This window comes from Arthrobacter sp. FW305-BF8, from assembly GCF_021789315.1.
In the GTDB taxonomy this organism is placed as follows: Bacteria; Actinomycetota; Actinomycetes; order Actinomycetales; family Micrococcaceae; genus Arthrobacter.
Genome location: NZ_CP084561.1, coordinates 1,405,770 through 1,428,071, shown reverse-complemented (window position 1 = coordinate 1,428,071; position 22,302 = coordinate 1,405,770). Strand labels below are relative to the sequence as shown.

Below are 22,302 nucleotides of genomic sequence, written 5' to 3'. Positions count from 1 at the left end.
TCGTCAGCCGTTGGCAGTTCCCATGCCGTGCTGGACGCGCACGAAGTCGACCTTGTTTCCGGGGTTGGTCCGGCTCTTCTGGTAACGCGAGAAACCTTTGGCGTCCATGTGATTCTGCGCGCGGAACTCGGCGAGGGCTTCGTCGTACGCCTGGTTAAGCCGCTTGCCAGAGACCTCCTCCACTGCGCCATCGGAAAACGTGACGGAGACGAGGATGCCCTCCGGGAAGTGCCGGTTCATCCGGATGAAGCCTTCGGCATCCTGCTGCAGATTGATCATTGTGTTCCGCCTTCGTGTCGAGAAGTTCCAGTCTCCCGCATTTTGCAGGATCAGCTGACACAAGTACGACGACGGGAGGCCGGCAGATCTGCCGGCATCCCGCCGTCGCACTCAAGTAACAGCAGCTATCCCGCCAGTCCAGCGACCAGGAAGATTACCGCCGCGATGGCGAAGCCCATGACACCGATGAGGGTTTCCATGATGGTCCACGTCTTCAGCGTGGTCTTGACGTCCATGCCGAAGAAGCGGCCCACCAGCCAGAAGCCGGAGTCGTTGACGTGGGAGACCACCACGGAGCCGGCGGCCACGGCGATGACCATGGCAGCGACTTGCATGCCGTTCAGTCCGCCCGCGGCAACGGCCGGGGCGATGAGACCCGCAGTGGTGGTCAGCGCCACTGTCGCGGAGCCCTGGGCGATCCGCAGGATTGCGGAGACCAGGAAGCCGGCCAGAATCAGCGGGATGCCCATGTTGCCGAGTACGTCGGCAAGGGCGTCGCCGATGCCGGAGGTGCGCAGCACGCCGCCGAACATGCCGCCGGCGCCGGTGATGAGGATGACCGAGCAGACCGGTCCCAGCGAGGACTCAAGCAGCTTCTCCAGCGCGGAGTTGTGGACTCCGCGGCGGGCACCCAGGACGAACATCGCAACCAGAACGGAGATGAGCAGTGCCACCGGCGTTTCACCGAGTGTGCGCAGCACCTGGAACCATTGTTCACTCTTGACCGATTCGGGGAGGACGCCCGAGGCGGCGAAGGTGTTCAGGCCAGTGTTGATGAAGATCAGGACCAGCGGCAGGAGCAGCAGGCCGATCACGGTGCGGAACCGCGGCGGGTGGGACTCGGCGTCAGCGGTGGCGTGGCCCAGCAGCTCCGGCACGGGAAGTTCCAGCTTCTTGCCCGTCCACAGGCCGTACAGGTAAGCCGTGACGTACCAAGTGGGGATCGCGGTGAGCAGGCCGACGATGGTCACCAGGCCGACGTTCGCTTCGAAGAAGGCCGACGCCGAGACCGGGCCCGGGTGCGGCGGCAGGAAGATGTGCATCACGGAGAACGCACCGGCAGCCGGCAGGCCGTAGCGCAGCACTCCCCCGCCCAGGCGGTGGGCGACGGCGAACACGACGGGCAGCATCACCACGAGTCCGGCGTCGAAGAAGATCGGGAAGCCGAAGATCAGGGACGCGAGGCCCAAAGCGAACGGGGCCCGCTTCTCACCGAAGATGCCGATCAGGTAGTCGGCCAGCACCTTGGCGCCGCCGCTGGTCTCCACGATGCGGCCGAGCATGGCACCCAGGCCGACCAGCAGCGCGACGGTGCCGAGGGTTGTTCCGAAGCCGTTGACCAGCACCGGGACCACCTGGTTTGCAGGGATTCCGGTGGCGAAGGCCGTGGCGAGGCTTACCAGGATCAGGGCAAGCAGCGCGTGCATGCGCAGCCGGATGATCAGGAAGAGCAGGACGGCGATCGCCGCTGCCGCGATGAGCAGCAGTGGTCCTGCGCCCAGTGTTTGGGTCCATCCTTCGATGGTCATGGTTCTCCTTTGAAACAGGGACTTGCAGTTGGGGAGGTGAAAGAGTGAAGCGGGCGCTTAGTTAGTGCACGGTGCTTTGCCCGACGGGAGCTTCAGCGCTGCGAGGATGGCCTCGATGAGTTCCTCCGGGGAGCGTGTGATGTCCAGGCGGAGGCTGCCACCTTCCAGTTCTTCGGCGGTCAGCGGTTCCAGGGTGGCCAGCTGACTGGGCAGGAGCGTGGGCGGCATGAAGTGGCCTTCGCGTCCCTGCATCCGCTGGCTGATCAGGGCGGCGTCACCGTGCAGGTGGATGAAGAGCACGCGGCCTTCGGCTTCGGCCAGCAGCTTGCGGTAGCTCTGCTTGAGCGCGGAGCAGGTGAGCACGGTGCTGCGGCCGGCACGCGCCTGCCCGGTCATCCAGTTCTGGATCTGCTGCAGCCAGGGCCAGCGGTCCTCATCCTGGAGCGGGATGCCCTGACTCATCTTGTCGATATTGGACTGTGGGTGGAACTCGTCCGCCTCCGCGGATGCCCAGCCGAGGTGCTTGGACAGGGCCGCGGCGATCGTGGACTTGCCCGAACCGGCAACGCCCATCACCACTAGATGCGTGGCTGGATACTGCATGTTTACCTCCGAAGAAGACGTCTTTGGCTTGTGGAAGAAGCTCAATCTGCAGCCCGACTCGAACTGCGCTGGAGATAAGGTATCACCAATTCATCCAAAAGATACTATCTTTTCGTGTCACAGGTCATACCTTTGCCGTCTTCTTCCGGTACTCTGGAGGAGCGCCTCAGCGCAGAGGAAAGGCAGGACCATGTCGACGGCGACAGAAGACCGTGCGGACAACGCGCACGACGGCGGGTTGTCACCCGCCATGCATGAACGCGTCCTGGACGCTGTGGGCGTGGCCATTGCGTCCGGTGCGCTGGCGCCGGGAAGCCGCCTGACCCTTGAAGGCCTGCAGCAGGAATACGGAGTGTCGCGGACGGTGGCGCGGGACACCATGAAGGTCCTCGAGTCCATGAACCTGGTCTACTCACGCCGGCGGGTGGGCATCGTCGTGCAGAGCCCCGAGCTCTGGAACGTCTACGACCCCAAGCTGGTGCGGTGGCGCCTCGCATCCGATCGCCGGGCGCAGCAGTACGCCAGCCTCACCGAACTGCGCATCGCCGTCGAACCTATTGCCGCTGCCGGCGCCGCACGCCGGGCCAGCGCCGCGGAACGCAGCCAGCTCGTGGCACTGGCCGCGGACCTGCGCCGGCTGGGTGAGGCGGGTGAGCTCGAGCGATTCCTCGAGGCGGACATCGCCTACCACCGCCTGCTGCTGAAGAGCTGCGGCAACGAGATGTTCTCGTCCCTTGAAGGCATGGTGGCCGAGGTCCTCACCAGCCGCACGCATCAGGGCCTCATGCCGTTCAAGCCGCGGCCCGAGGCGCTCGACGCCCACGAGGAAGTAGCCGCCGCCATCGCCGGCGGGGACGCCACGGCTGCGGAGAGCGCCATGCACCACATCCTGGACGAAGTGCGCGAAGCGATGGGGCTGCACTAGCCCGCCGGTTGCGCCCGCCAAAACCGGGCCACCGCGGGCGGAAGGCAACCAGGTACGGGTTGCCTTCCGCCCGCTCCCTCATTGCCGCACTGGTTCAGGAGCGGTGGTCCTGTTCATAGACGTCGGGGATGCCGTCGTGGTCTGAGTCGATTTCCTCTTCAGCTTCTGCCAGCCGGTATTGGCGGTTTCTGGTGCTGAGGACGGCGGCTGCGAGCAGTGCAGCAATGAGGGACGCGGTCAAAATGCCGACTTTAGCGTGGTCGTCGTGGATGCTTCCGTGACCGAAACTCAGTTCAGCCACGAGCAGGGAGACGGTGAAACCTATTCCGGCCAGGACGGAGACCCCGAAGATGTCGATCCATTTGAAGGAATCATCCAGCCTTGCCCTGGTTGCCTTTGTGAGAACCCAGGTGGTGCCCAGAATCCCCGCAGGCTTACCCAGTACGAGGGCGAGGATGACGCCCACGGCGACCGGGTCGGTCAGGGCCGAGACCAGTCCTTCCCATCCTCCGACGGCGACGCCGGCGGAGAAGAACGCGAAGATCGGTACGGCGATGCCGGCGGAGATGGGGCGGAAGCGGTGTTCGAACGTTTCCGCGAGGCCGGGGCCGGCTTTGGGGCCACCGCTTGCCTGGGACCGGATCACGGGTACGGCGAATCCCAGCAGCACGCCGGCGACGGTGGCGTGGATGCCTGAGGCGTGCACGAGCGTCCAGGTGGCAATGCCCAGGGGCAGCAAGATGAGCCAGGCTGCTGCCAGCCTGGTGCCGAAGAACCTGCGATATTTCTGCGCTAGGAAGGTGTAGAGGCCCAGAGGGATCAGTGCCAGCAGCAGCGGCCCGGGCTGGATGTCGTGCGAGTAGAAGATGGCGATGATGCTGATCGCGATCAGGTCATCGACCACGGCGAGGGTGAGCAGGAAGATCCGCAGGGCGCTGGGCAGGTGGGAGCCGATGATCGCCAGGACGGCCACGGCGAAGGCGATGTCGGTGGCGGTGGGAATGGCCCACCCCCGCAACGTCTCCGGACTTGAGAGGTTGATCAGGGCGTAGATTACTGCAGGCACGGCGACGCCGCCGACGGCGGCGGCAATGGGGACGATGGATTTGCTGATCTGTCGCAGGTCTCCGGCGACGAACTCCCGTTTGAGTTCGAGTCCGACGAGGAAGAAGAAGATTGCCAGCAGGCCATCGGCGGCCCAGGCTCCGAGGCTGAGGTTAAGGTGCCAGGGCTCGTAGCCGATCCTGAAGTCCCGGAGGCCGAAATAGCTCTCGGCCAGGGGGGAATTGGCCCAGATGAGCGCGATAACGGCTGCGGCGACCAGCAGGGCGCCGCCGACGGTTTCTTTCCGCAGTATCGCCGCAATGCGCAACGCCTCGGCGTAGCTGCCGCGTCCGAAGACGGTGGATCCGCGGCGGGGCGGAGTTGAGGGTGGGTTCTGGTCCATTAGGCGTCCTGATCATTGGGTCGACAAATACCGTGCCGACCAGACTTCCCGGCTCACCTGCCTCCAGTCTAAGGGCCGAGGCCGCCCTGACACGAACGGCCCCCGGCTGGTCCTCAGGCGGGCCGTTCCCCCTCGAGGCGATGCCCGGCCGGACCCGAAAACCCCGGGGCCCATCGGGTTGAGCCGGACGAAACGAAAGCCTCAGCCCTAAAGCCGCGCCTCCGAGAAGGGAACGCTGGGTAGGTGGCCTGCGTGCCATCCCTCTCTGGAACGCACACCGGGAGTGTGGCCCCGGCCGTCCCTGAGGACGGCACGGACGGTGGCGCCGATAACCCAGAGTCCAGCGAGGAGGATGATGATGAGCAGTTCCATGGTGTTTCCCTCGGATGAGTGGCGGTGCTGATTGGATGGCCTCAGTCTGTGCGGCATGCGTGTGAGCAAGCGTGTGAGCCACCGCAGACAGTGAAAAGCCGCGGCGGTACCATGAGCCCTATGGCCGAGACGTGGATCCGGCTCCTCGGTCCACCGGCGATCGAGTCCACCGGCATCTCTCCCGCGCAGCCCAGGGGCCGCAAGGCATGGGCTGTGCTGGCCTACCTTGCGCTTCAGCCGGACGGCAACGGGCGGTCGCGGCTGGCAGCGCTGCTGTTTCCGGACGCCGCCGATCCCCTCGGCGCCCTGCGCTGGAACCTCTCCGAGCTGCGGCAGACGCTCACCGGTGTAACGCTCGACGGCGACCCGCTCCGGCTGGCGCTGCTGCCGCCGTGGCGCTGCGACGCCACCGAACTGGTCGGGGCGGGTGCCATCCCCCGCCCCGACCCGCACAGCCTGAACGGCCAGCTGCTGGAGGGGCTGTCCTTCGCCGATTGCCCGGTGTTCGATTCATGGCTGGCCGACCAGCGCTACCGGTTGGAGAACTGCGCGCAGTCCCTGCTGTACGAGTCCTCGGTGTCCGCGCTGGCTTCCGGTGATCCGCGCGAGGCTGCGGAGCTGGCCTCACGGGCACTGCAGCGGGACCCGTTCCATACCGACTGCAACGCGGTGCTGGTCCGGGCGCTGGTGGCCATCGGTGAGCACCGGCATGCCCGCGAGCACGTGGCCAAGTGCGCCAACCTGTACCGCGACGAACTGGCCCTGCCGTTGCCGCCGGAAATCCGCCGGGCACTGTCGGGTGCGGAGCCAGAGGCGGACCCGGGGATTCCCGCCACCGTAGCCACCGTCCGGTCCTATCTCGACGCTGGCGGCGCCTCGCTCTCGGCCGGAGCCGTGGACCGGGGCCTGGATCAGCTGCGGCTGGCCGTCGTCCTCGCCCAGCGCACCCCTGACCGGCACCTCCTCGCCGAGTCGCTGGTCACGCTCGCCGGGGCGATGATCCACCAGGCGGGCGGCCGCGGCGCGGAGGTGGCGGATTTCCTGCTCCGGGCGCTGTCAGCGGAGGCATCTCCGGCTGAGGCATCTCCGGCCGAGGCACCGAAGGACAGGGCCCAGGCGGAAAAGCACGACGGCGTCTCCCCCACTACCGCGGCCGCGTACCGCGAGCTGGGGTACCTGTCGGTTCAGCGGGGCGTTCCGGACCGCGCGGCGGGCTGGCTGGCGCGGGCCGGTGCTGCCGCCGCCGGGTTTCCTGAGGAGCAGGCGCGGGTCCTGGCAATCCAAGGCATGCTTGCGTCGGACACCGCACGTTATGGTGACGCGGTGGAGGCGCTGACCGCGTCCGCCAGGCTGGCCAGGGAGGCGCGGAACCGGCGGCAGCTGGCGTTCAGCAGCGCGCTCCTGGGCCGCGTGTGGCTGCTGCGCGGGGAGCTTGAGCCGGCGGCGGAGGCCCTGGACCGCGCACTGCAGTGGATTCTGGCCGAGCACTGGACAGCATTCGAACCTTTCGTGGCTGGAGTGCGCGGCGAAACGTACTTGGCGGCGGGAGACCTGGAGGCTGCCGCGGAGATGATCGACCGGTCCTGGGTGATGGCGGATCTGGCCGGGGACCACTGCTACATGGCCCTCGCCGCGGGGGCGGAGGCCCGGCTGTTCCTGGCGCACGGCGACCTCGCCGCGGCACAGCATTGGGTGGAAAGAGGCATGGAGCCCAAGCCCTGGTACCTCTGGTACTCGGCCCGGCTGCTGGACGTTGCCGCGGAGGTGGCCATCGCGGCCAGGTCTGAGCACGCGGGAGAAGTGGTGGAGCGCCTCGGCGCGCTTGCGAGCCGGAGCGGGATGCGCGAGTTCGTGGTCCGGGCACAGTCCCACCGCGCCGTACTTGGCGACGACGCCGCGGCCCAGGCAGTTCCGTGGCTGGCGAAGGAGATCGACAGCCTAGCGCTGACCGCGTTCCTTGCGGCGCGCGGCCAGCTGTAGTGGGCCTATCCTCTGTTGAGCAGCCCTGCACCTGGAGCAGAAACTTCCGGCCGCCGTCGGTCAGCACAGGATGGTCGGTGTAGTGGCCGCCGGAAACCGTCAGCTGCAGGCATTTCAGGGTCGAGCGGCTGCGGAGGTACATGTCTCGGCCAAGGTCCAGCGGGATGCGCGCCTCGGCCTTAGTGCGAAACCCTTCGACAGTGAGAGTGTCGGCGATGATCCGCGCCCGCTCCTCCCAACGCGGCGTGGTCCCATCGAGCAACCATTGCACCAGGAGGCCGTTCACTATGGCTGCCGCTTCCTCCGGAGGGTTGGCGACGGCTTTGGCGAGATAATCCCACAACGGACGACCGCCGTCGGACATCTTGCGACCAGCGGGCGAGAGCAGCAGCCGCCCTTTGAACTTCCGGAGCAGTTTCCAGTCCTGCAGCTGCTCCCGGAGCTGCAGGACTGGCAGAGTCTGGACCTCGCGGTTGGCCTTGCCGGGCCATGTGTCGCCGAGGCTGAGGGCTTGAAAGGTCTCCCTGACGAAGGCCGGTTTGAGGTAGCCATCCTGGGTTAGCGGCAGCCCGTCGGCGGGAACCTGGGACAGGAACCAGTGGACGGAATGGACGACGGCGTCGATCTCACCTTCCGTGGGCGGCTCGGGCCACAGCTGGAGGGCAAACTCGTCCAGCCGGGCGTTGAGTGCGCCGGCGTCGAACCCGGCCGGCGCGAACGTTGTGGCGTCCTCGCCGGTGGCGAACTTGTACCAGCCCGCGGTGTCCTCGTATTCCGGTGCCCGGGATCGCCCAGGACTTCAATGATTCGCCGGAAGCCGTGCGAACCGCCTGAATCTTCCACCGGGCCGCGGTTGGCGCCGTCCGTGCACCGCAGAGTCTTCTCGGGAAGCTCTGCGGGCACCATCAACTCGAGGGTGTGAGTCCAGGCGTCGCCGAAGTCGTATTCGTATTCGAAGTCGGCAGGTCCGGTCCTCTTTGCATCCAGAAGTTCAACGAGCGCGACGCCGGACGCCGGCTCGGCGTAGCTGTCCTCGGCAGCCTCGTCCGGGCCAACGATGACGCGCCCTTCTCCGCGGACGTCAGTACAGCGGATCCCGTAGAGGTGCCGGTTTTCCCACCCGAAGGCGGCCTGAAGGACGCGGTGGAATTCCGGGACGGTGATGGTTTCCGGCACCTGCAGCCACCGCCAGACCTCTGGCTCAGTGCCTGTGATGCTGATGCGCAGGTCAAAGGCAGGGGACGGCGTCGGTTGATTGCATGATGGCCATTGTTCCAGAGCGCGGCGGCTTCCACCGAGATGACAGTTCGCGGCAGTGTCACAACAGAACATTGGTGCGAACTGCCATCTCGGCGCGCTCCACACCGGGTAAACAAAAGCAGGGCCCGTCCGAAGACGGGCCCTGCTCGAAACCTAACGGTCCCGGTTCTCTAGGAAATTAGAGAGCCTGGATGTTGACGGCCTGGGGACCCTTGGGGCCCTGCTCGGTTTCGAAGGAAACCTTCTGGTTCTCTTCGAGGGAGCGGAAGCCGGAGGAGTTGATCGCGGAGTAGTGCGCGAAAACGTCCTGCGAGGAGTCGTCCGGGGAAATGAAGCCGAAGCCCTTTTCAGCGTTAAACCATTTGACGGTACCAGTAGCCATTATTTTTGTCCTTCGTGAAGGTGGAGGAACTGTCCCGACTTTCGGGTCCTCCGGTGTGGGGTGTTCAAAACCGCTACTTCAGAAGAACGCGGACTTTCGACCGCGCGTACTGCCTGAACTACACAATGCAAACACAACAACGGAATCAACTCTACAGGACATTTACCCGGCCCCGCGACAAACTTGCAGCAACAACCAATTGAGACCCTCATCACGGGAGGCGCAGCTGCCGAACTACTCCTGCCCGTTCCCGTCCAGCGCCGGGCTGTACGGCGTGTACCCGGGACGCAGCCGGACGGTCCGGTCGCCAAGCACCGCAATGTCCTCCCACATCACAAAAAAGGATCCGCGGTGCCGCCACCGCAGCAGCTTAGGCAGCGGCCACGGCTGCGTGAGGCTATTCCGCTCGTAGCCCATGAACGACGACCAACTGTGCGGGCTGACCACCAGCCCCAGCAGGCGGGCGTCGGCCAGCAGCCGGTGCGGGGCGCCGTCCACCACAAACCGGGCGTCGGCCACGCGCCCCAGCCGCACGCCGTCGTCGTCATGCACCGGAGTGCCCAAAAGGTCACCGAGGATCACGGCGGCCTCCCGATCCCGGAATCCGGGTGATGATCTTGTCGCGGATCCAGCGCTCCACCCAGTCGGCGTCCAGGCCCTGGCCGCTGACGCCGAGCCGGACCACCACGCCGACGCTGGCCACGTCCGTCCACTGGATCCGGATCAGCCGGGACGACGGCGGCCTGCCGCCGAAGATGCGCGTTCCCAGGACGGGGCCGGTCAGCAGTGCGGTGAGAACCGGGGCAGGTGTCCCTGGCGGGATCACCGTCCCCGTAGGAGTCTCAGGTCCGCCCTCGGGGGCGCCGAGTTCGAGGTCGTCAACGGTGGTGACGGGGACGCCGTCGCTGTCCAGGACCTGGCGGTCCAGCAGGTGGAGCTGGGCGTCCAGTGTCTGCCCGGCAACCGGAGGAACCGGGGCCAAGGGACCAGAGGCCAGCGGGCGGGGCGTTTTCATGCGCCGGCTCCTGTCACAATCATCAGGGGTACGGCCGCCAGCGAGGCCACGAGGATCACCACGAGGTAGATCATCGCCACCACATTCACGCCCCGGCCGTTGACGTGTCTGCCCATGTACTGCGGATCGTTGGCGACGATCAGGATGGGCAGGTACGTCAGCGGCAGCGCCACGGCGGAGAACACCACGGAGTATTCGGTGACCAGTACGGGGTCCACGCCGGTGGCCAGCACCCCGATGCCCACCAGCAGGCAGATGATCATGGCCAGATGGAACCGTGCCGCCTGCGCCGGTGCCCGGAACTTGCCCCAGGACCAGCCAAAGAACTGCGCCAGTGTGTAACCGCTGGACAGCGTCGTCTCCAGCGCGGCGCCGAACGTCGCGGCCACAATGCCCAGGAGGACGACGGCGAGCCCCAGTTTCCCGGCGCCCTCCGCCACCGGGAGGATCACCTGGGAGAGGGAGGTGACGGAGATCCCGGCCGGGAGAAGCACGACGGCGGCACACGCGGCGATCGCTACGGACAGCAGCCCGCCGAGCGGGAACCCCACCAGGACGTTGATGCGCGACTGGATCAGGTCCTTGATTTTCCACCCTTCCTCCACAGCGCCGGAGGAAAAGAAGAACACCTCATACGGGGTCATGGCGGCGCCGAACAGGGCGATGGCGAAGTACCAGTAGGTGGCGCCGGTTTCCTCGTCCGGGACGGCGGGGATGGCCTGGCTGGCCAGGTTGCCCCAGTCCGGTTTGAGCAGGAACAGCGCCACGGCGAACACGATCAGGGTCAGGCCCAGGAGCCCGGTGACGTTTTCCATGATGGAGAACTTGACCCGCCAGATCACCAGCCACACCGCCACCGCAGCCAGCGGAATCCAGAGCAGGTAATTGACGCTGCTGGCGAGCTGCAGGGCCAGGGCGATGCCGCCGATCTCCGCGGTCACCGTCATCAGGTTGATGAGGAAGGACGCGGACAGGTTCGCCAGCCCGGCGCGCGGCCCCAGCCGCTCACGGATCACCTCGAACGTGGCCCGGCCGGAGGCGGCCGCCACCCGCCCGGACATGTTGGCGAAAACGCAGATGCCGACGACGCCAACCGCCACCACCCAGATGAGGGACAGTCCGAACCGGGATCCGACGACGGCGTTGGTCACCAGGTCGCCGATGTCCACGAAGCCGCCGATGGCCGTCAGGATGCCGAGTGCGACGCCGAGCAGGCGCTTCATTTCCCGCCCACTTTAGACTTCAGCCCGGTCAGTGCTTCCTCTGCCCCAGCGAGCGCCCGGTTCCCGTCAGAAAGGGACGGCCCGCCGTCGTCGGACGACACGGCGTCCCGCGCGGTGGTGAGGCCGGCGGCGGAACTGTCCAGAACCCTCAGCGCGTCCTCCCGCACCTGACGGTCCTCCGCGGAGGCGGGTGAGAGCCGCAGGACAGTGTCGCGGCTGGTCTGCACTTCTTTGAGTGCGTCCTCAAGCGCAGTGGAAGTGGCGGCGCGGGTGAGCTTGCCGTCTGCGTCCTGCCGGATGGCGAGCCGGGCGGTGGCGATGGCGGAGGCGCTGTCCTCGACGGCTGTGGACACGGTGTCCGTGACGGCGCTTGAGCAGGAGGTGAGGACGGCGAGCGCGCCGAGGCAGGCGACGGCGAGGAGTGCCCGGCGGCCTGTCCGCGCTCCGGCTGGCCTGGTGAGCACCTTTCCTCCAGCCTCCGGGCAGGCCCGGATCGTCCGAATCGCCGCACTGCAGACAGCCGCACATTTAGTTGCCTTGAGCTAGGTATAGCACTGCGGGCCGGCAAACAGCAGAGCGCCGGGTGGTGAAGTTGGCCAGGCTGTCCGGCCGTTGGGCCGGCCCGTGACGTGGTGGCCGGGGCCGGCGGCCGGGCGTATGATCCGGGGCATGGGATGGCGCACGGCCCTTCCCACATCTTCTGCCCAAGCCCTGCTACCCGGAGGCGCACGATGGAAATGCCCAAAGCGACCGAGGCTGACAAAGAGCACTTCCGGGCCGTGGTGCCTGACCGCCCGGAGGTGGTCATCAAGCCGATGTTCGGGAACCTCGGAGCGTTCGTCAACGGCAACATGTTCGCCGGTCTGTTCGGGCCCACCATCGGCATCAAGCTCTCCGACGAGGACCGGGAGGTGCTCGAGTCCGGGGAGCGGACCGTCCCCTTCGGTCCACCCGAGCGCCCCATGGGTGGATACACAGGCCTGCCGGAGATCTGGAACGAAGAGGGCGACGGCGACGACGCGCGGGCCAGGGCATGGACGGAGAAGGCGTTCGAGTACGTCGCCAGCCTGCCGCCGAAGGCCGCGAAGGAGCCCAAGCCGAAGGCCGCCAAGAAGTAGCCATGTCCCGGTCATCGGCCGCCGCACGGGAAATCGACACTCTGGTCATCGGGGCGGGACAGGCGGGCCTGGCCACGAGCTACTGGCTGAGCCGGGCCGGCGTCGAACATCTGCTGCTGGAGCAGCGCCCGGAACTGGGCGGCGCATGGCAGGACCGCTGGGACTCGTTCTATTTGAATACGCCGAACTTCGCCTTCCTGCTGCCGGGCATGACGTACGACGGTCCCGAGCCTGATGCCTTCCTCCCCCGGGACGGGGTGATCGAGCTGTTCCGTGAGTACGCCCGGAGGATCGCGGCGCCGGTGCGGGTGGGGACGGAGGTCAGCCGTGTTGCGCGGGCGGACGGCGGGACGACGGCGGGTAGCGGGTTCGCCGTCGACACTAGCCAGGGGAACTGGCTGGCACGGAACGTCGTCCTCGCGAACGGAGCCTATCAGCGGCCGCGGATTCCGCCGTCGGCCGCCAAACTCCCCCGGCACATAACCCAGCAGCACAGCCATGACTACCGCAACCCCGCGCAACTGCCGGAAGGGGCGGTGCTGGTGGTGGGGACCGGGCAATCGGGCGGGCAGATCAGCGAGGACCTGCTCGACGCCGGCCGTGAGGTGCACCTGTCCGTCTCGGCCTGCCCCGAGGCGCCGCGGCGCTACCGCGGGCAGGACATGTTCTACTGGCTCCTCGAGGTCAACCTGCACGGGCCCGAGTACGGCATCAACGGCCTGCAGGCGGCGGCGCTTGCCTCGCCCGCGGCGCGCTTCATGTGCAATCCTCTGATTTCCGGGAACGCCGGCGGGCACAGCATCCGCCTGCGGGACCTCGGCCGCCGGGGCGTCCGGCTGCACGGCCATTATGAGGGAACGGACGACGGCGCCATCACCTTCAGTGACGACCTCGCCGCCCGCATCGCGCTGACGGAATCGGCGTTCGGGCAGCGGATGCAGGTGATGCTGGACTCGTACATTCTGTCGGCGGGGATCGAGGCGCCGGTTGCTGAATCTGTGCCGCCGGTCGACTGGCAGCCCTCCGGGTCCGGGGCGCGCCTGGACCTCGGCGCCGAGGGCGTCACGTCAGTCATTTGGAGCACCGGTTACGGCCTGGACTTCGGCTTCCTCGATATCCCGGTTTTGGATGAATGGAATTACCCGCGCCATTTCCGTGGTGTCACCGAGGTGCCGGGGCTTTATGCGGTCGGGCTGCCGTGGCTTACGAAGCATGCGTCGTCCACGGTGGCGGCGGTGGGCATGGACGCGGAGTACGTGGCGGGCCACCTCGCGGGGCGTTAACTGCAACGCGGGGTCACTTAGCGCCCAATGTCGAGCCTTCATTGGGCGCTAAGTGACCCCGCGTTGGTTTATTGGCCACAGACTCCATCAGGGATCAGCTGCCGAGGAGCCGGCGGGCACAAGCTAACCCCACCACGCGACTGCCCAGGATGCCGTAAGCGTGGGCGAGCGCCGGACGCTCGCCTGAGCATCCGCCGTCGGCCCTTGCCCACCACCCAACCCCGGCTCTAAAATTAGACAACTTAGTTTTAGAAGGTGCGTCATGACAGCGGTACACCCGCAAACAACGCCCACGCAGCGTGGCGGCGGTTGAGATGGACTGGCAAGGCTGGGCGCTGTTCGGGCTGCTGGCCACCACGGCCCTGACCGCGGTGATGATCGCCTTCCAGATGGCCGGCTGGACCCGACTCGACCTGCCCCTGGTCCTGGGCAGCCTGGTCACTCCCGATCCGGACAAGGCGCGGATCGCCGGCTTCTTCATCCACCTCGCGGCAGGGCAGGTCTTCGCTCTGGGCTACGCGGCAGTGTTTGCGCTGCTGGGCCGGGCAACGTGGTGGATCGGCGCCCTGCTGGGACTCCTGCATGTCGCCGTCGCACTGACCGTCATCCTGCCCCTGCTGCCGGGCATCCATCCCAGGATGGCCAGCACCAGGGCGGGTCCGGCCAGCCGGGCAGCGCTCGAACCTCCGGGCCTGCTGGGCCTGAACTACGGAATCCAGACTCCGGCAGTGGCCGTCGCGGCCCATCTGGTCTACGGCTCACTGCTCGGGCTGCTGCTCACGGCCGGCTGACCCCAGCGAGAGAAGGTGGACGCACCATGGACGCCATGCACTCCCCCGCCCTTGCGGACTACGGCCTGCTGGGGGACACCCGCACGGCCGCCCTGGTCTCGGCCGACGGAGGCATCGACTGGCTCTGCGCGCCCACCTTCGACGGCGATCCCGTCTTCGGAGCTTTGCTCGGCGGCCCGGACGCGGGCACCTTCCGCGCCGGTCCGGCCCGGGCGTCCAAGCAAATCGTCCGCCGCTACCGGCCGCACACCGCCACGCTCGAAACAGTCTGGGCCACCGACGGCGGCACGCTGACACTCACCGAAGCCATGGTGGCGGAAGTATCCGGCCGCCTGCTGCCCACTACCCTCCTCATCCGCCGGCTGGAGGCCGACGGCGCTCCCGCGGAAGCCGCCGTCGAACTTAACCCCCGCTTCGGCGAGCGCCACCTGAGGCCCCGCGTCCGGCAGGACCGGCACGTGGTCTGCGAATGGGGCGCCCTGGCCATGTCGCTCGGCGTCAGCGGCGGGGTGCGCGTACTGCCGGGCACGACGACGACAATCACCGTTGAGCCCGGCCGTCCCGTGGTGATGGTGCTCGCCCTGGCCTACACGGAACCGCTGGTGTGGGTCGATCCCGAAACCGCGTGGGACCTGGTGGAGGCCGACGAAGCCCGCTGGCGGGAGTGGGCGTCAGGCATCAGCGAGGACGTCCCGTTCCGCGAAGCAGTCCTGCGGAGCCTGCTGACACTGAAGCTGCTGACCTACTCCCCCTCGGGCGCGCCGGTCGCGGCCCCCACCACGTCCCTGCCGGAGGACCCGGGCGGCATCCGGAACTGGGATTACCGGTACGCCTGGCCGCGGGACGCCAGCATTGGCATCGCCGCCTTCCTCGGCCTGGGCAAAGACGGCGAGGCGGTGAACTTCCTGAACTGGCTCCTGCACGCGAGCAGGCTGCAGCGCCCCCGGCTGCCGGCGCTGCTGACGCTTACGGGAGGGCATGTCCCCCGCGAGCGCACGCTGGAGGGCTGGCCAGGCTACGCGGGCAGCGCTCCGGTGCGGGTGGGCAACGGCGCCGCGCACCAGCACCAGCTCGACGGCTACGGCTGGGTCCTTGACGCCGCGTGGAACCTCGTCCGGCAGGGGCGCCGGCTCAACTCGGAGACGTGGCGGGCCATGCGCAGCTTTACCGATCTCGTGGCTCGGCGCTGGCCGGAGCCCGATGCCGGTATCTGGGAAATCAGGGCCGACGCGGCGCACCATGTGCATTCCAAGATCATGGGCTGGCTGGCCCTGGACCGGGCGCTGCGTGTTGCCCGGAGCCACCGCATCAGCACCCGCCGACGGCGCCGCTGGGAAAGTGCGCGGGAAGCTATTGCCGCCGACATCAGGACCCAAGGCTTCGACGCCGCGAAGAACACGTACACCCGCTCGTACGGCTCCGGTGATCTCGATTCCGCCCTGCTGATCCTGCCGGTGACCGGCTTCGAGGCACCGGACTCGGACCGCCTGCGCGGCACCGTGGATGCGGTGGGGTCGGAGCTGTCCGCCGGCTACCCCTTCCTGTACCGCTACCCGCCGGGCCAGGACGGCCTGCCGGGTAATGAGGGGGCTTTCCTGCCCTGCTCGTTCTGGCTCGCCCAGGCCCTCGCCCTCACGGGACGGGCAGCCGAGGCCACGGAAATGTTCGAGGCCCTCCTTGCGCACGCCAGCCCGCTGGGCCTGTTCAGCGAGGAGATCGAACCCGCCTCAGGGGCCCTGCTCGGCAACTATCCGCAGGCGCTGACGCACGCCGCGCTGGTCCAGGCAGCGCTGGCTCTGCGGGAGGCTGCAAAGGAGAAACTTCCCGGATCTCCGGCGAAATCGTTTCTCCCCCGAGGGCATTCTAAGGCATCATGAAAGTGTGCCCAGTAAGCCCGATCCCGAGAGTCAGCCCCATGGTCCGATGAGGCCGGCAACGGGCGGGTTTCAGGCATCCCCGCATAGCCGGCCGGCAGCCCGGCCGCACGAGGGCGGCCATCCGTTTCGCCCGGGCAGGCCTTACCCATTCCGGACCCAGATGGCAGTCGCCTTCGTGGTGCTGGCCATCACCTGCGCGCGGATCGCGTCCACCCTGGTCATCAGCCCTGACCCTACCCGGGCCATCACGCTCGGGGTGACGATCGTCGTCGTCGTCCCCTTGGTCTCCATGGCGGCCATGGTGCTCCTTGGACTTCCGATCAGGAGGGTCCCGAAAGTGCGGCGGTGGTGGATCGCCAACGGGGAAATATCTATAGCCGGGATCATCCTGGGATGCCTTGCCGTGGTTGCCTCCTACCTCCACGGGCATCCCCAAGAGGGGTGGGCTGAAGGACGCCACTATTCAGCGTGGGTACCCGACTACCCCTTGCTGCTGGCAGGCTGGTTGATGATGTCCTTCTTCCTAACGCACGCCTGGTTCCCGCCGCGCTGGCGGCTCGGCACCCCCTGACGGCAGGCGATACAGGACACACCCTGCAAACGGGTGGGGTAAAGCTGGCGGTTAGCCTGCCACGGGTAGAGAATCCCCCCTATTTGGGTGCCAAAAGCGGGGCCACCCGGGTGCCTTCGCATGCTTTTTGCAAGGTCTGAGCGGAAAATTCATTACTGTCCGCAAGTTGATAAGGACCAACGTTCGCGGGACAGGTTGCCGGCACGGGGTACGCCCCATGAGAGGGCCCCGTCCAGTCACTCCCCGGCGAATACCTTCGGTCCGAAGCGCCCCGGTCTCAGGCGTTTCGCACAGTCGGCCTCCCGCGCCATGGGTGGCCGGTGACAGTGCCATCCGCACTAACCGTTTCCGTTTCAGCACGAGGAGACCCAGTGAAGCACCGGACACCGAGGCTTCCTTTGTCCGCCGGACCAATATTCTATGATCCGAGCGGCCGGCGGTGGCGCCGCATTCTGAACAGCTTTTTAGCCCTGATGGTGGTGGGGGCTTTGTCGTTGGTGTGGATCCTGCCCGGCGCCACGGCTCCGCTGTGGAAAGCGGAGACGAACCAGTCACAAGATTATCCGCGGCAGCTCCTGAACTCCGGTGACCTGGAGGATATCCCCTGGCTCGGCCAGGACGTGGGCTTTGCCATTGACCGGATTGCACTGGTCCAGCGGACGGGCGGGAAGGTTTTCCTGAAGGACCCGTTCAGCACCACAATATTCAGGCAAGTAACCAGCCAGGACGAACTGGACCTGATCGGGAACCGCCCCTACGTCCTTGACTCCTACGGGGAACCCGCGGACCACACGCTGATGCTGACCTTCGACGACGGACCGGACCCCACGTTCACACCCCAGGTTTTGGACCTGCTCTCCCGTGAACACGTCCCGGCAACGTTCTTCACGCTGGGCGACAACATCGTCAAAAACCCCGATGTCTTCAAGAGGCTGATCCGGGAAGGGCACATGGTGGGCAACCACACCATGTCGCACATCAACTTCTGGGACCACGACGATGCGTTTAACCGGGAGCAGATCATCGGCACGGACCGGGTCATGCGCGCAACCGACGGTTACGGTTCCCGCCTCTTCCGCATTCCCACCGGCGACCCGGAAAACAACGCCCTGGCCCTGCTGCAGGCCCAGCAACTGGGCTATATGCACATCAACATGGACCTCGACACGAGGGACTGGGACCACCCACCCGGCGAGGCCATCGCAACTCCCAGCCTCGACGGCAAGGGCCACATCGTCCTGGTCCACGACGGCGGCGGCGACCGCTCCTCCACCATCGAGATGCTCAAGGCCTTCATTCCACAGGCCAAGGCGCAGGGCTACAAGTTCACCACCGTCCAGCCGCTGCTGCCCCAGGAATACGTCCCTGAGCGCAGCGTCGGCGCCACCGTTGACGATCACCTGACCCTGGCCACCTTCACCTCAACCCTGGTCACCCCCAACGTCCTGATCGGCTGGCTGTTCTGGTTCGGCGTCGGTTCCCTGACCCTGCTGACTTTCCTGTACGTGGTCCTGGCCCTCATCAGTAACCGCCGCATGAAAAAACGGTCCTGGGACACCGTCCCGGAGTCGGACTGGCCGTCCGTGAGCGTGGTCCTGCCCGTCTACAACGAGGAACCGGTGGTCGCCAAGACCCTCGATGCCCTCAGGGCCAGCGACTACGTCAACTTCGAAGTCGTCGCCGTCAACGACGGCTCCACCGACGGCACCGCCGAAGTCCTCAACGGGTACGCAAAGAACTGGACCCAGTTGAGGGTCATCCACCAGCCCAACGCCGGGAAATCCGCTGCCAGCAACAACGGCATCACCAACTCCCTTGGAGAGGTGGTGGTCACCCTGGACGGCGACACCCTGTTCGAGAAACAGACCATCAAGGCCTTCGCTCGGCACTTCGTTGCGCAGTCCAAGGGCAAGCCCGTTGGCGCCGTCGCCGGACACGTGAAAGTCGGCAACCGGCGCAACATCCTCACCGCCTGGCAAAGCCTGGAATACCTCTCCGGGATCTGCGTCACGCGCATGGCCGAAGGCCTGATGGGAGCGATCTCCATCTGCCCCGGCGCCTGCGCCGCTTGGCGCCGCGAAGCACTCGTCCAGGCCGGCGGGTACTCCCACGACACCCTCGCCGAGGACGCCGACCTGACCCTCTCCCTGCAACGGCTCGGCTACAGCATCGTCCAGGAAAACGAGGCTGTCGCGTGGACGGAAGCGCCAATGACCGTCAGGGGGCTCTTCAAACAGCGTCTCCGGTGGACGTACGGCAACATCCAGACGCTGTACAAGCACCGCGGCATGCTCCTGAACCCCCGCTACGGCGCTCTGGGCCTGCTCACCATGCCCTACGCACTCCTGTCGGTCCTGGTGCCACTGGTCTTCATGCCCATGACCCTCATCGTCGCCGCGGTCAGCCTGTCCAAGGGTGAATGGCAGGCCATTGCTGTCTTCGCAGTTTTCGTGGCCGCAACCCACATGATCATCTCCCTGGTCGCCGTCATCATGGTCCGCGAAGACCCCCGCCACCTGTTTATCGTCCCGATCTACCGGCTCATCTACGAACCCCTCCGCGCCTACGTGCTCGTCGGATCCCTACTCCAGGCCCTCCGTGGACGCGCCGTGGGCTGGTACAAACCGGAACGAACCAACACCGTCAACGCCCCGGCAAGCACCGCTGACACAGCAGAAGAGGAAGTGGACTCCAGCCAGCAGCCACAGGAGGTGGTCCATTGAGCCGGCGCCAACCCACCTGAGAAAAGCCCAGATATTCCCATCTCCGCTCACTGCGCCAGATTTGCGAAGCAGCTTCGCTTCGGGCGGGAGGGTGGCCCAGACGCATTACCCCATGATGCGGCGGGCCCTCCGGTGAAGGACGGGGCCGGCGACGTTGTACCTCCCAGGGAGGCGCTCCCCAGACCGTCGTCGGCCCCTTCCTTATGTCCATCCTCATTTCGGGCACAGGCTGGGGGCGGGCCCCGGGGAGTGGCGCGACTTTCTTCGCCATGGTGCCGCGTGTCACTTGCACTCGTTTGTCGCCCCCGTCAAGCTCTTAACCGTGTTGGCAGCCATTTGGTTGGCACGTCAATGCAACGGATGGTCCGTAGGCCGGGGGGCCGGACCTCTTAGGGGGCGGGGCTGCCGAACGGCGTCCGCCCAAGACTGGGAGGGGAAACACTATGGTCAGCTTGTCGGCATTTTCCAGGATGCTCGAGGACGCCTCGAGCAGGGAGGCGCAGATGTCCTCCATTGAACTTCAGTCGTTTGCCTCTGCCCTTCAGCTCGGGCTCGGCCATCTGGGGGTCGTCCGGATACACGACACCTCCGTGGCCGTCGTAGTTCCGTCCCGCGTCGACGAGGACAGGATTTTCGTGTTCAGTGAATCCCTCGAGGAAATCCGCGCCGTCATCGCGGTTGATGTTGCGCTGTGGCGGTCGAAGTGGCCCCACATGTCCAGGGAGGAAGCCTCCATAGCAATGCTGGCCAAGCAGGTAGGGCAAGCCATCGAGAAGACCGCCGAGACGGAGGGAAGACTGCGGATCACGCCCACGGCCGTAAGGGTGGAGTACTGAGGCAAGTTAGCGCCGGATCGTGCCGGCCTGCCCGTGCAACTATTCGTCGCCGCTGCCACTGTCCCGGCCCTTCCGCCGCCGGGACTGTTCCTGCCGCCGTCGGGACAGCCCATGCCGCCGTCGGGACAGCCGGCGGAGCAGATCGATTGCCGCCCACAGGCCAACAGCACTGGACAGGACCACCGAGGCGTAGACGAACAGCAACCAACTCAGCGTGTCCAGCGGCGGGCGGCTTCTGCTGAGCAGCGAGAGACCGCCCAGCAACCCGACCAACCAGAAAAGGACAACGAGCGTCAGCGCCGCCGCGGACGGGAAAAACTCGCTTCGTATGACTTCTCGCAGGGACTTCACGCTTGACCTGCTTCCCACCTCATTTCCCGGGCAGCCGCTTCCACGGGGTTCGCGGGACGGCGTCACTCCGCGCGCCGTCCGCACTTCTAAAAGTTAAGACGCTCGCTTCTAAAAGTTAAGACGCTCGGTATCAACACGCAAGGTTGGTTCATGGCCTTCAGCAATCCTGCCGGCGCCGGACCCGCAGACAACGCCCGTCCTCCGCTTTACAATGGGCATTCACAGGCAGGCGCGCGGGCGCTCCTGCTTGGTCCGTGGCGGTGTGAGGCTGCCCTGGACGGATCATGAACGGGGACGATTGATCATGAGTGACTGCGCACCTGACTCCGGATCGGAACCCCGCGCCTTCCCGCCGCGAAAGCCCCCGGCTCCCCCGCGTATCGGTACGCCAAAGGAAAGCTCGACGGCGGCCAACGGGCCGCCTGCCCCGCCCACCACGGCGGTGGCCAGCCGGGAGGAAAGTCCGGCGCTCGACAACTACGGACAGTTCATCGCGCGGCTGGACGCAGCGGCCAGCAAGCTCACACCGCGGAGGGATGCCCTGGCCACGGCCCTCGGCGCTGCGGAACTGCTCCTCACCCAGAACCAGGCAGGCCTCGAGCTGTGGGGCCAACGCCTCTCGCTCATCAGCCAGCTCCTGGCCCGGCACAGCGGAACCCATGAGGCGCGGAGATACAGCACCCTGAAGGAACTCCAAGACGTTGCAGCCAAGATGGAGCGGATGTTCACCAGCCGCACTCTGCGCATCCAGGGGGTGTGCCGCGCGATCCGTGCGCGGCGGGACCAGATCAACACGTCGCTGTTTGAGTTAGAGAAAAGCAGAGTCAAGCTGACGTCGTCGCGGATGCTCGCGCTGGAGCGGGACAACCTGCGGAAGGTCGCCGACGATCTTGCCGTCTCCCCGGGCGGCACCAGCCTCGGCTTCCCGGATCCCGGCCTTCGGGAAAGCCTTCGCGAAGCGCGGGAAGCAATCATTCTGGCCGAAGCCCTGCTCGAAGTGAAAGGGAACTGATCATGCCAACTCCACGGACCCACTCCCGGGAAGTGTGCAGCTTCACCTCCAAGCAGTGGACGGGCAGGCCGGGCGAGGAAGCGGGCGCCATGTTCGGCCGGTTTACAGTCGTCGGGTTCGTCGTGTGCCTGATCCTGATGCTCTTTGCGCCCGGCCTTCGGGACGTCGGCGCCACCCTGCTGTTTGTGGCGCTCTTCGCTACCGCCTTCACCACGCTGGGCATCCGGGCCAAAAGTTCGAGCGAGCGGGCGTTCCTGCACCGGCTGACCGGGACCGTCAATGACGTGATTCTTGAACTGACGGCGGACCGGAGCCAGCAGCTCTCGGCTGACGGGCTCCGCTTACTGCTCCTCGATGGTGGGAGCCTGCCTCTGTCTGTGAACGGGGTGTCCGGCCTGCACCTGAAGGTCGTCCAGCAGCCCCCACCGAAGGCAAAACAGAATGCCAAGCCAAAAGCTGACGCCGTCACCGCGACGCGGATCGTCATCGCCGCCACGCCGCCTGATTACGGCATCCGCAGCTTCGACCGGCTCCTGGAGACCGCCACCACCGATCCCGGCTTCAACTCAGCCGCCTCGTAGCCAAGCACACCACCCGGCAGACCCCGAGTTTTGGAACAGATATCGCGACTTAAATCGTGCCAAACGTGGATTATCTGAAGAAAAACTCGGGGTGGGGATGACGGGGAATAGAAGGGCGCGCCCGACCATGCCGGACGCGCCCTC

23 protein-coding genes are annotated in these 22,302 nt (G+C 66.5%); 11 read left to right on the top strand and 12 right to left on the bottom strand.

Translation table 11 applies throughout. The annotated features are described in order from the left end of the window. Positions 1-3 precede the first annotated feature (3 nt). The 3 genes from LFT45_RS06390 to LFT45_RS06380 form a co-directional block, all read right to left on the bottom strand. A complete protein-coding gene (locus LFT45_RS06390; protein ID WP_236807567.1) occupies positions 4-279 on the bottom strand; it encodes a hypothetical protein in 276 nt (91 codons plus the stop codon). A 125-nt stretch (positions 280-404) separates the two neighbouring features. Continuing rightward, positions 405-1,808 carry a GntP family permease gene (locus LFT45_RS06385; RefSeq protein WP_236807566.1) on the bottom strand — a complete coding sequence of 468 codons (1,404 nt, stop codon included), beginning with the start codon at positions 1,806-1,808 and terminating at the stop codon, positions 405-407. 57 nt (positions 1,809-1,865) lie between these two features. After that, a complete protein-coding gene (locus LFT45_RS06380) occupies positions 1,866-2,411 on the bottom strand; it encodes a gluconokinase (RefSeq protein ID WP_236807565.1) in 546 nt (181 codons plus the stop codon). A gap of 190 nt (positions 2,412-2,601) precedes the next feature. Between LFT45_RS06380 and LFT45_RS06375 the strand changes: the two genes are divergently transcribed. Next, positions 2,602-3,336: a FadR/GntR family transcriptional regulator gene (locus LFT45_RS06375; protein ID WP_236807564.1), complete on the top strand. Its 735-nt coding sequence runs from the start codon at positions 2,602-2,604 to the stop codon at positions 3,334-3,336. 94 nt (positions 3,337-3,430) lie between these two features. Here the strand turns inward: LFT45_RS06375 and nhaA are convergent, their stop codons facing one another. Beyond that, on the bottom strand, positions 3,431-4,783 hold the full coding sequence (gene nhaA / locus LFT45_RS06370; RefSeq protein WP_236807563.1) for a Na+/H+ antiporter NhaA: 1,353 nt from the start codon (positions 4,781-4,783) through the stop codon (positions 3,431-3,433). Positions 4,784-4,990: 207 nt separating this feature from the next. Next, complete coding sequence (locus tag LFT45_RS06365) at positions 4,991-5,155, bottom strand: hypothetical protein (RefSeq protein ID WP_236807562.1); 165 nt, start codon at positions 5,153-5,155, stop codon at positions 4,991-4,993. Between the two features lie 120 nt (positions 5,156-5,275). Between LFT45_RS06365 and LFT45_RS06360 the strand changes: the two genes are divergently transcribed. Continuing rightward, positions 5,276-7,135 (top strand): tetratricopeptide repeat protein, encoded by a 1,860-nt coding sequence (locus tag LFT45_RS06360; RefSeq protein WP_236807561.1) that lies wholly within the window; start codon positions 5,276-5,278, stop codon positions 7,133-7,135. Between the two features lie 558 nt (positions 7,136-7,693). Here LFT45_RS06360 and LFT45_RS23470 read toward each other — a convergent pair. The 6 genes from LFT45_RS23470 to LFT45_RS06330 form a co-directional block, all read right to left on the bottom strand. Next, on the bottom strand, positions 7,694-8,467 hold the full coding sequence (locus LFT45_RS23470) for a plasmid pRiA4b ORF-3 family protein (RefSeq protein ID WP_442863604.1): 774 nt from the start codon (positions 8,465-8,467) through the stop codon (positions 7,694-7,696). 106 nt (positions 8,468-8,573) lie between these two features. Further along, on the bottom strand, positions 8,574-8,777 hold the full coding sequence (locus LFT45_RS06350) for a cold-shock protein (RefSeq protein WP_076798513.1): 204 nt from the start codon (positions 8,775-8,777) through the stop codon (positions 8,574-8,576). Positions 8,778-9,011: 234 nt separating this feature from the next. Continuing rightward, the gene (locus LFT45_RS06345) at positions 9,012-9,359 is read right to left on the bottom strand and encodes a PRC-barrel domain-containing protein (RefSeq protein ID WP_236807559.1); all 348 of its coding nucleotides are present in this window, start codon (positions 9,357-9,359) and stop codon (positions 9,012-9,014) included. Next, positions 9,346-9,792 carry a hypothetical protein gene (locus LFT45_RS06340; RefSeq protein WP_236807558.1) on the bottom strand — a complete coding sequence of 149 codons (447 nt, stop codon included), beginning with the start codon at positions 9,790-9,792 and terminating at the stop codon, positions 9,346-9,348. The genes LFT45_RS06345 and LFT45_RS06340 overlap by 14 nt, the downstream gene beginning before the upstream one ends. Next, entirely contained in the window at positions 9,789-11,015 is a 1,227-nt protein-coding gene (locus LFT45_RS06335; protein WP_236807557.1) for an Nramp family divalent metal transporter, read from the bottom strand. The genes LFT45_RS06340 and LFT45_RS06335 overlap by 4 nt, the downstream gene beginning before the upstream one ends. Next, on the bottom strand, positions 11,012-11,479 hold the full coding sequence (locus LFT45_RS06330; protein ID WP_236809496.1) for a hypothetical protein: 468 nt from the start codon (positions 11,477-11,479) through the stop codon (positions 11,012-11,014). The genes LFT45_RS06335 and LFT45_RS06330 overlap by 4 nt, the downstream gene beginning before the upstream one ends. 267 nt (positions 11,480-11,746) lie before the next feature. Here LFT45_RS06330 and LFT45_RS06325 point away from each other — a divergent pair, with 267 nt between their 5' ends. The 7 genes from LFT45_RS06325 to LFT45_RS06295 all read left to right on the top strand — a co-directional run bounded on the left by LFT45_RS06325 (position 11,747) and on the right by LFT45_RS06295 (position 20,214). After that, the gene (locus LFT45_RS06325; protein ID WP_236807556.1) at positions 11,747-12,133 is read left to right on the top strand and encodes a TfoX/Sxy family protein; all 387 of its coding nucleotides are present in this window, start codon (positions 11,747-11,749) and stop codon (positions 12,131-12,133) included. Positions 12,134-12,135: 2 nt separating this feature from the next. Further along, positions 12,136-13,416: a flavin-containing monooxygenase gene (locus LFT45_RS06320; RefSeq protein WP_236807555.1), complete on the top strand. Its 1,281-nt coding sequence runs from the start codon at positions 12,136-12,138 to the stop codon at positions 13,414-13,416. A gap of 314 nt (positions 13,417-13,730) precedes the next feature. Continuing rightward, on the top strand, positions 13,731-14,207 hold the full coding sequence (locus tag LFT45_RS06315) for a hypothetical protein (RefSeq protein ID WP_236807554.1): 477 nt from the start codon (positions 13,731-13,733) through the stop codon (positions 14,205-14,207). A 26-nt stretch (positions 14,208-14,233) separates the two neighbouring features. Next, positions 14,234-16,084, top strand: coding sequence for a glycoside hydrolase family 15 protein (locus tag LFT45_RS06310; RefSeq protein WP_236807552.1), 1,851 nt, complete (start codon positions 14,234-14,236; stop codon positions 16,082-16,084). A 160-nt stretch (positions 16,085-16,244) separates the two neighbouring features. Next, on the top strand, positions 16,245-16,655 hold the full coding sequence (locus LFT45_RS06305) for a hypothetical protein (RefSeq protein WP_236807550.1): 411 nt from the start codon (positions 16,245-16,247) through the stop codon (positions 16,653-16,655). A 473-nt stretch (positions 16,656-17,128) separates the two neighbouring features. After that, positions 17,129-19,378, top strand: a complete 2,250-nt coding sequence (locus tag LFT45_RS06300; protein WP_442863603.1) for a bifunctional polysaccharide deacetylase/glycosyltransferase family 2 protein — start codon at positions 17,129-17,131, stop codon at positions 19,376-19,378. Between the two features lie 443 nt (positions 19,379-19,821). Next, positions 19,822-20,214, top strand: coding sequence for a hypothetical protein (locus LFT45_RS06295; RefSeq protein ID WP_236807542.1), 393 nt, complete (start codon positions 19,822-19,824; stop codon positions 20,212-20,214). Between the two features lie 39 nt (positions 20,215-20,253). On the opposite strand, the gene LFT45_RS06290 is transcribed toward LFT45_RS06295, so the two are convergent. Beyond that, positions 20,254-20,565, bottom strand: a complete 312-nt coding sequence (locus tag LFT45_RS06290; RefSeq protein WP_236807541.1) for a hypothetical protein — start codon at positions 20,563-20,565, stop codon at positions 20,254-20,256. Between the two features lie 304 nt (positions 20,566-20,869). Here LFT45_RS06290 and LFT45_RS06285 point away from each other — a divergent pair, with 304 nt between their 5' ends. Both LFT45_RS06285 and LFT45_RS06280 read left to right on the top strand, forming a co-directional pair. Beyond that, positions 20,870-21,577, top strand: coding sequence for a hypothetical protein (locus LFT45_RS06285; protein WP_236807540.1), 708 nt, complete (start codon positions 20,870-20,872; stop codon positions 21,575-21,577). A 2-nt stretch (positions 21,578-21,579) separates the two neighbouring features. Continuing rightward, the gene (locus LFT45_RS06280; protein WP_236807539.1) at positions 21,580-22,158 is read left to right on the top strand and encodes a hypothetical protein; all 579 of its coding nucleotides are present in this window, start codon (positions 21,580-21,582) and stop codon (positions 22,156-22,158) included. The last annotated feature ends 144 nt before the right edge of the window (positions 22,159-22,302 follow it).

What these genes read in the sequence shown, in the direction of transcription:
- LFT45_RS06390 (WP_236807567.1), bottom strand. Translation starts at nt 279, where the DNA reads ATGATCAATCTGCAGCAGGATGCCGAAGGCTTCATCCGGATGAACCGG.
- LFT45_RS06385 (WP_236807566.1), bottom strand. Translation starts at nt 1,808, where the DNA reads ATGACCATCGAAGGATGGACCCAAACACTGGGCGCAGGACCACTGCTG.
- LFT45_RS06380 (WP_236807565.1), bottom strand. Translation starts at nt 2,411, where the DNA reads ATGCAGTATCCAGCCACGCATCTAGTGGTGATGGGCGTTGCCGGTTCG.
- LFT45_RS06375 (WP_236807564.1), top strand. Translation starts at nt 2,602, where the DNA reads ATGTCGACGGCGACAGAAGACCGTGCGGACAACGCGCACGACGGCGGG.
- nhaA (WP_236807563.1), bottom strand. Translation starts at nt 4,783, where the DNA reads ATGGACCAGAACCCACCCTCAACTCCGCCCCGCCGCGGATCCACCGTC.
- LFT45_RS06365 (WP_236807562.1), bottom strand. Translation starts at nt 5,155, where the DNA reads ATGGAACTGCTCATCATCATCCTCCTCGCTGGACTCTGGGTTATCGGC.
- LFT45_RS06360 (WP_236807561.1), top strand. Translation starts at nt 5,276, where the DNA reads ATGGCCGAGACGTGGATCCGGCTCCTCGGTCCACCGGCGATCGAGTCC.
- LFT45_RS23470 (WP_442863604.1), bottom strand. Translation starts at nt 8,467, where the DNA reads ATGTTCTGTTGTGACACTGCCGCGAACTGTCATCTCGGTGGAAGCCGC.
- LFT45_RS06350 (WP_076798513.1), bottom strand. Translation starts at nt 8,777, where the DNA reads ATGGCTACTGGTACCGTCAAATGGTTTAACGCTGAAAAGGGCTTCGGC.
- LFT45_RS06340 (WP_236807558.1), bottom strand. Translation starts at nt 9,792, where the DNA reads ATGAAAACGCCCCGCCCGCTGGCCTCTGGTCCCTTGGCCCCGGTTCCT.
- LFT45_RS06335 (WP_236807557.1), bottom strand. Translation starts at nt 11,015, where the DNA reads ATGAAGCGCCTGCTCGGCGTCGCACTCGGCATCCTGACGGCCATCGGC.
- LFT45_RS06325 (WP_236807556.1), top strand. Translation starts at nt 11,747, where the DNA reads ATGGAAATGCCCAAAGCGACCGAGGCTGACAAAGAGCACTTCCGGGCC.
- LFT45_RS06320 (WP_236807555.1), top strand. Translation starts at nt 12,136, where the DNA reads ATGTCCCGGTCATCGGCCGCCGCACGGGAAATCGACACTCTGGTCATC.
- LFT45_RS06315 (WP_236807554.1), top strand. Translation starts at nt 13,731, where the DNA reads ATGGACTGGCAAGGCTGGGCGCTGTTCGGGCTGCTGGCCACCACGGCC.
- LFT45_RS06310 (WP_236807552.1), top strand. Translation starts at nt 14,234, where the DNA reads ATGGACGCCATGCACTCCCCCGCCCTTGCGGACTACGGCCTGCTGGGG.
- LFT45_RS06305 (WP_236807550.1), top strand. Translation starts at nt 16,245, where the DNA reads ATGGCAGTCGCCTTCGTGGTGCTGGCCATCACCTGCGCGCGGATCGCG.
- LFT45_RS06300 (WP_442863603.1), top strand. Translation starts at nt 17,129, where the DNA reads ATGGTGGTGGGGGCTTTGTCGTTGGTGTGGATCCTGCCCGGCGCCACG.
- LFT45_RS06295 (WP_236807542.1), top strand. Translation starts at nt 19,822, where the DNA reads ATGGTCAGCTTGTCGGCATTTTCCAGGATGCTCGAGGACGCCTCGAGC.
- LFT45_RS06285 (WP_236807540.1), top strand. Translation starts at nt 20,870, where the DNA reads ATGAGTGACTGCGCACCTGACTCCGGATCGGAACCCCGCGCCTTCCCG.
- LFT45_RS06280 (WP_236807539.1), top strand. Translation starts at nt 21,580, where the DNA reads ATGCCAACTCCACGGACCCACTCCCGGGAAGTGTGCAGCTTCACCTCC.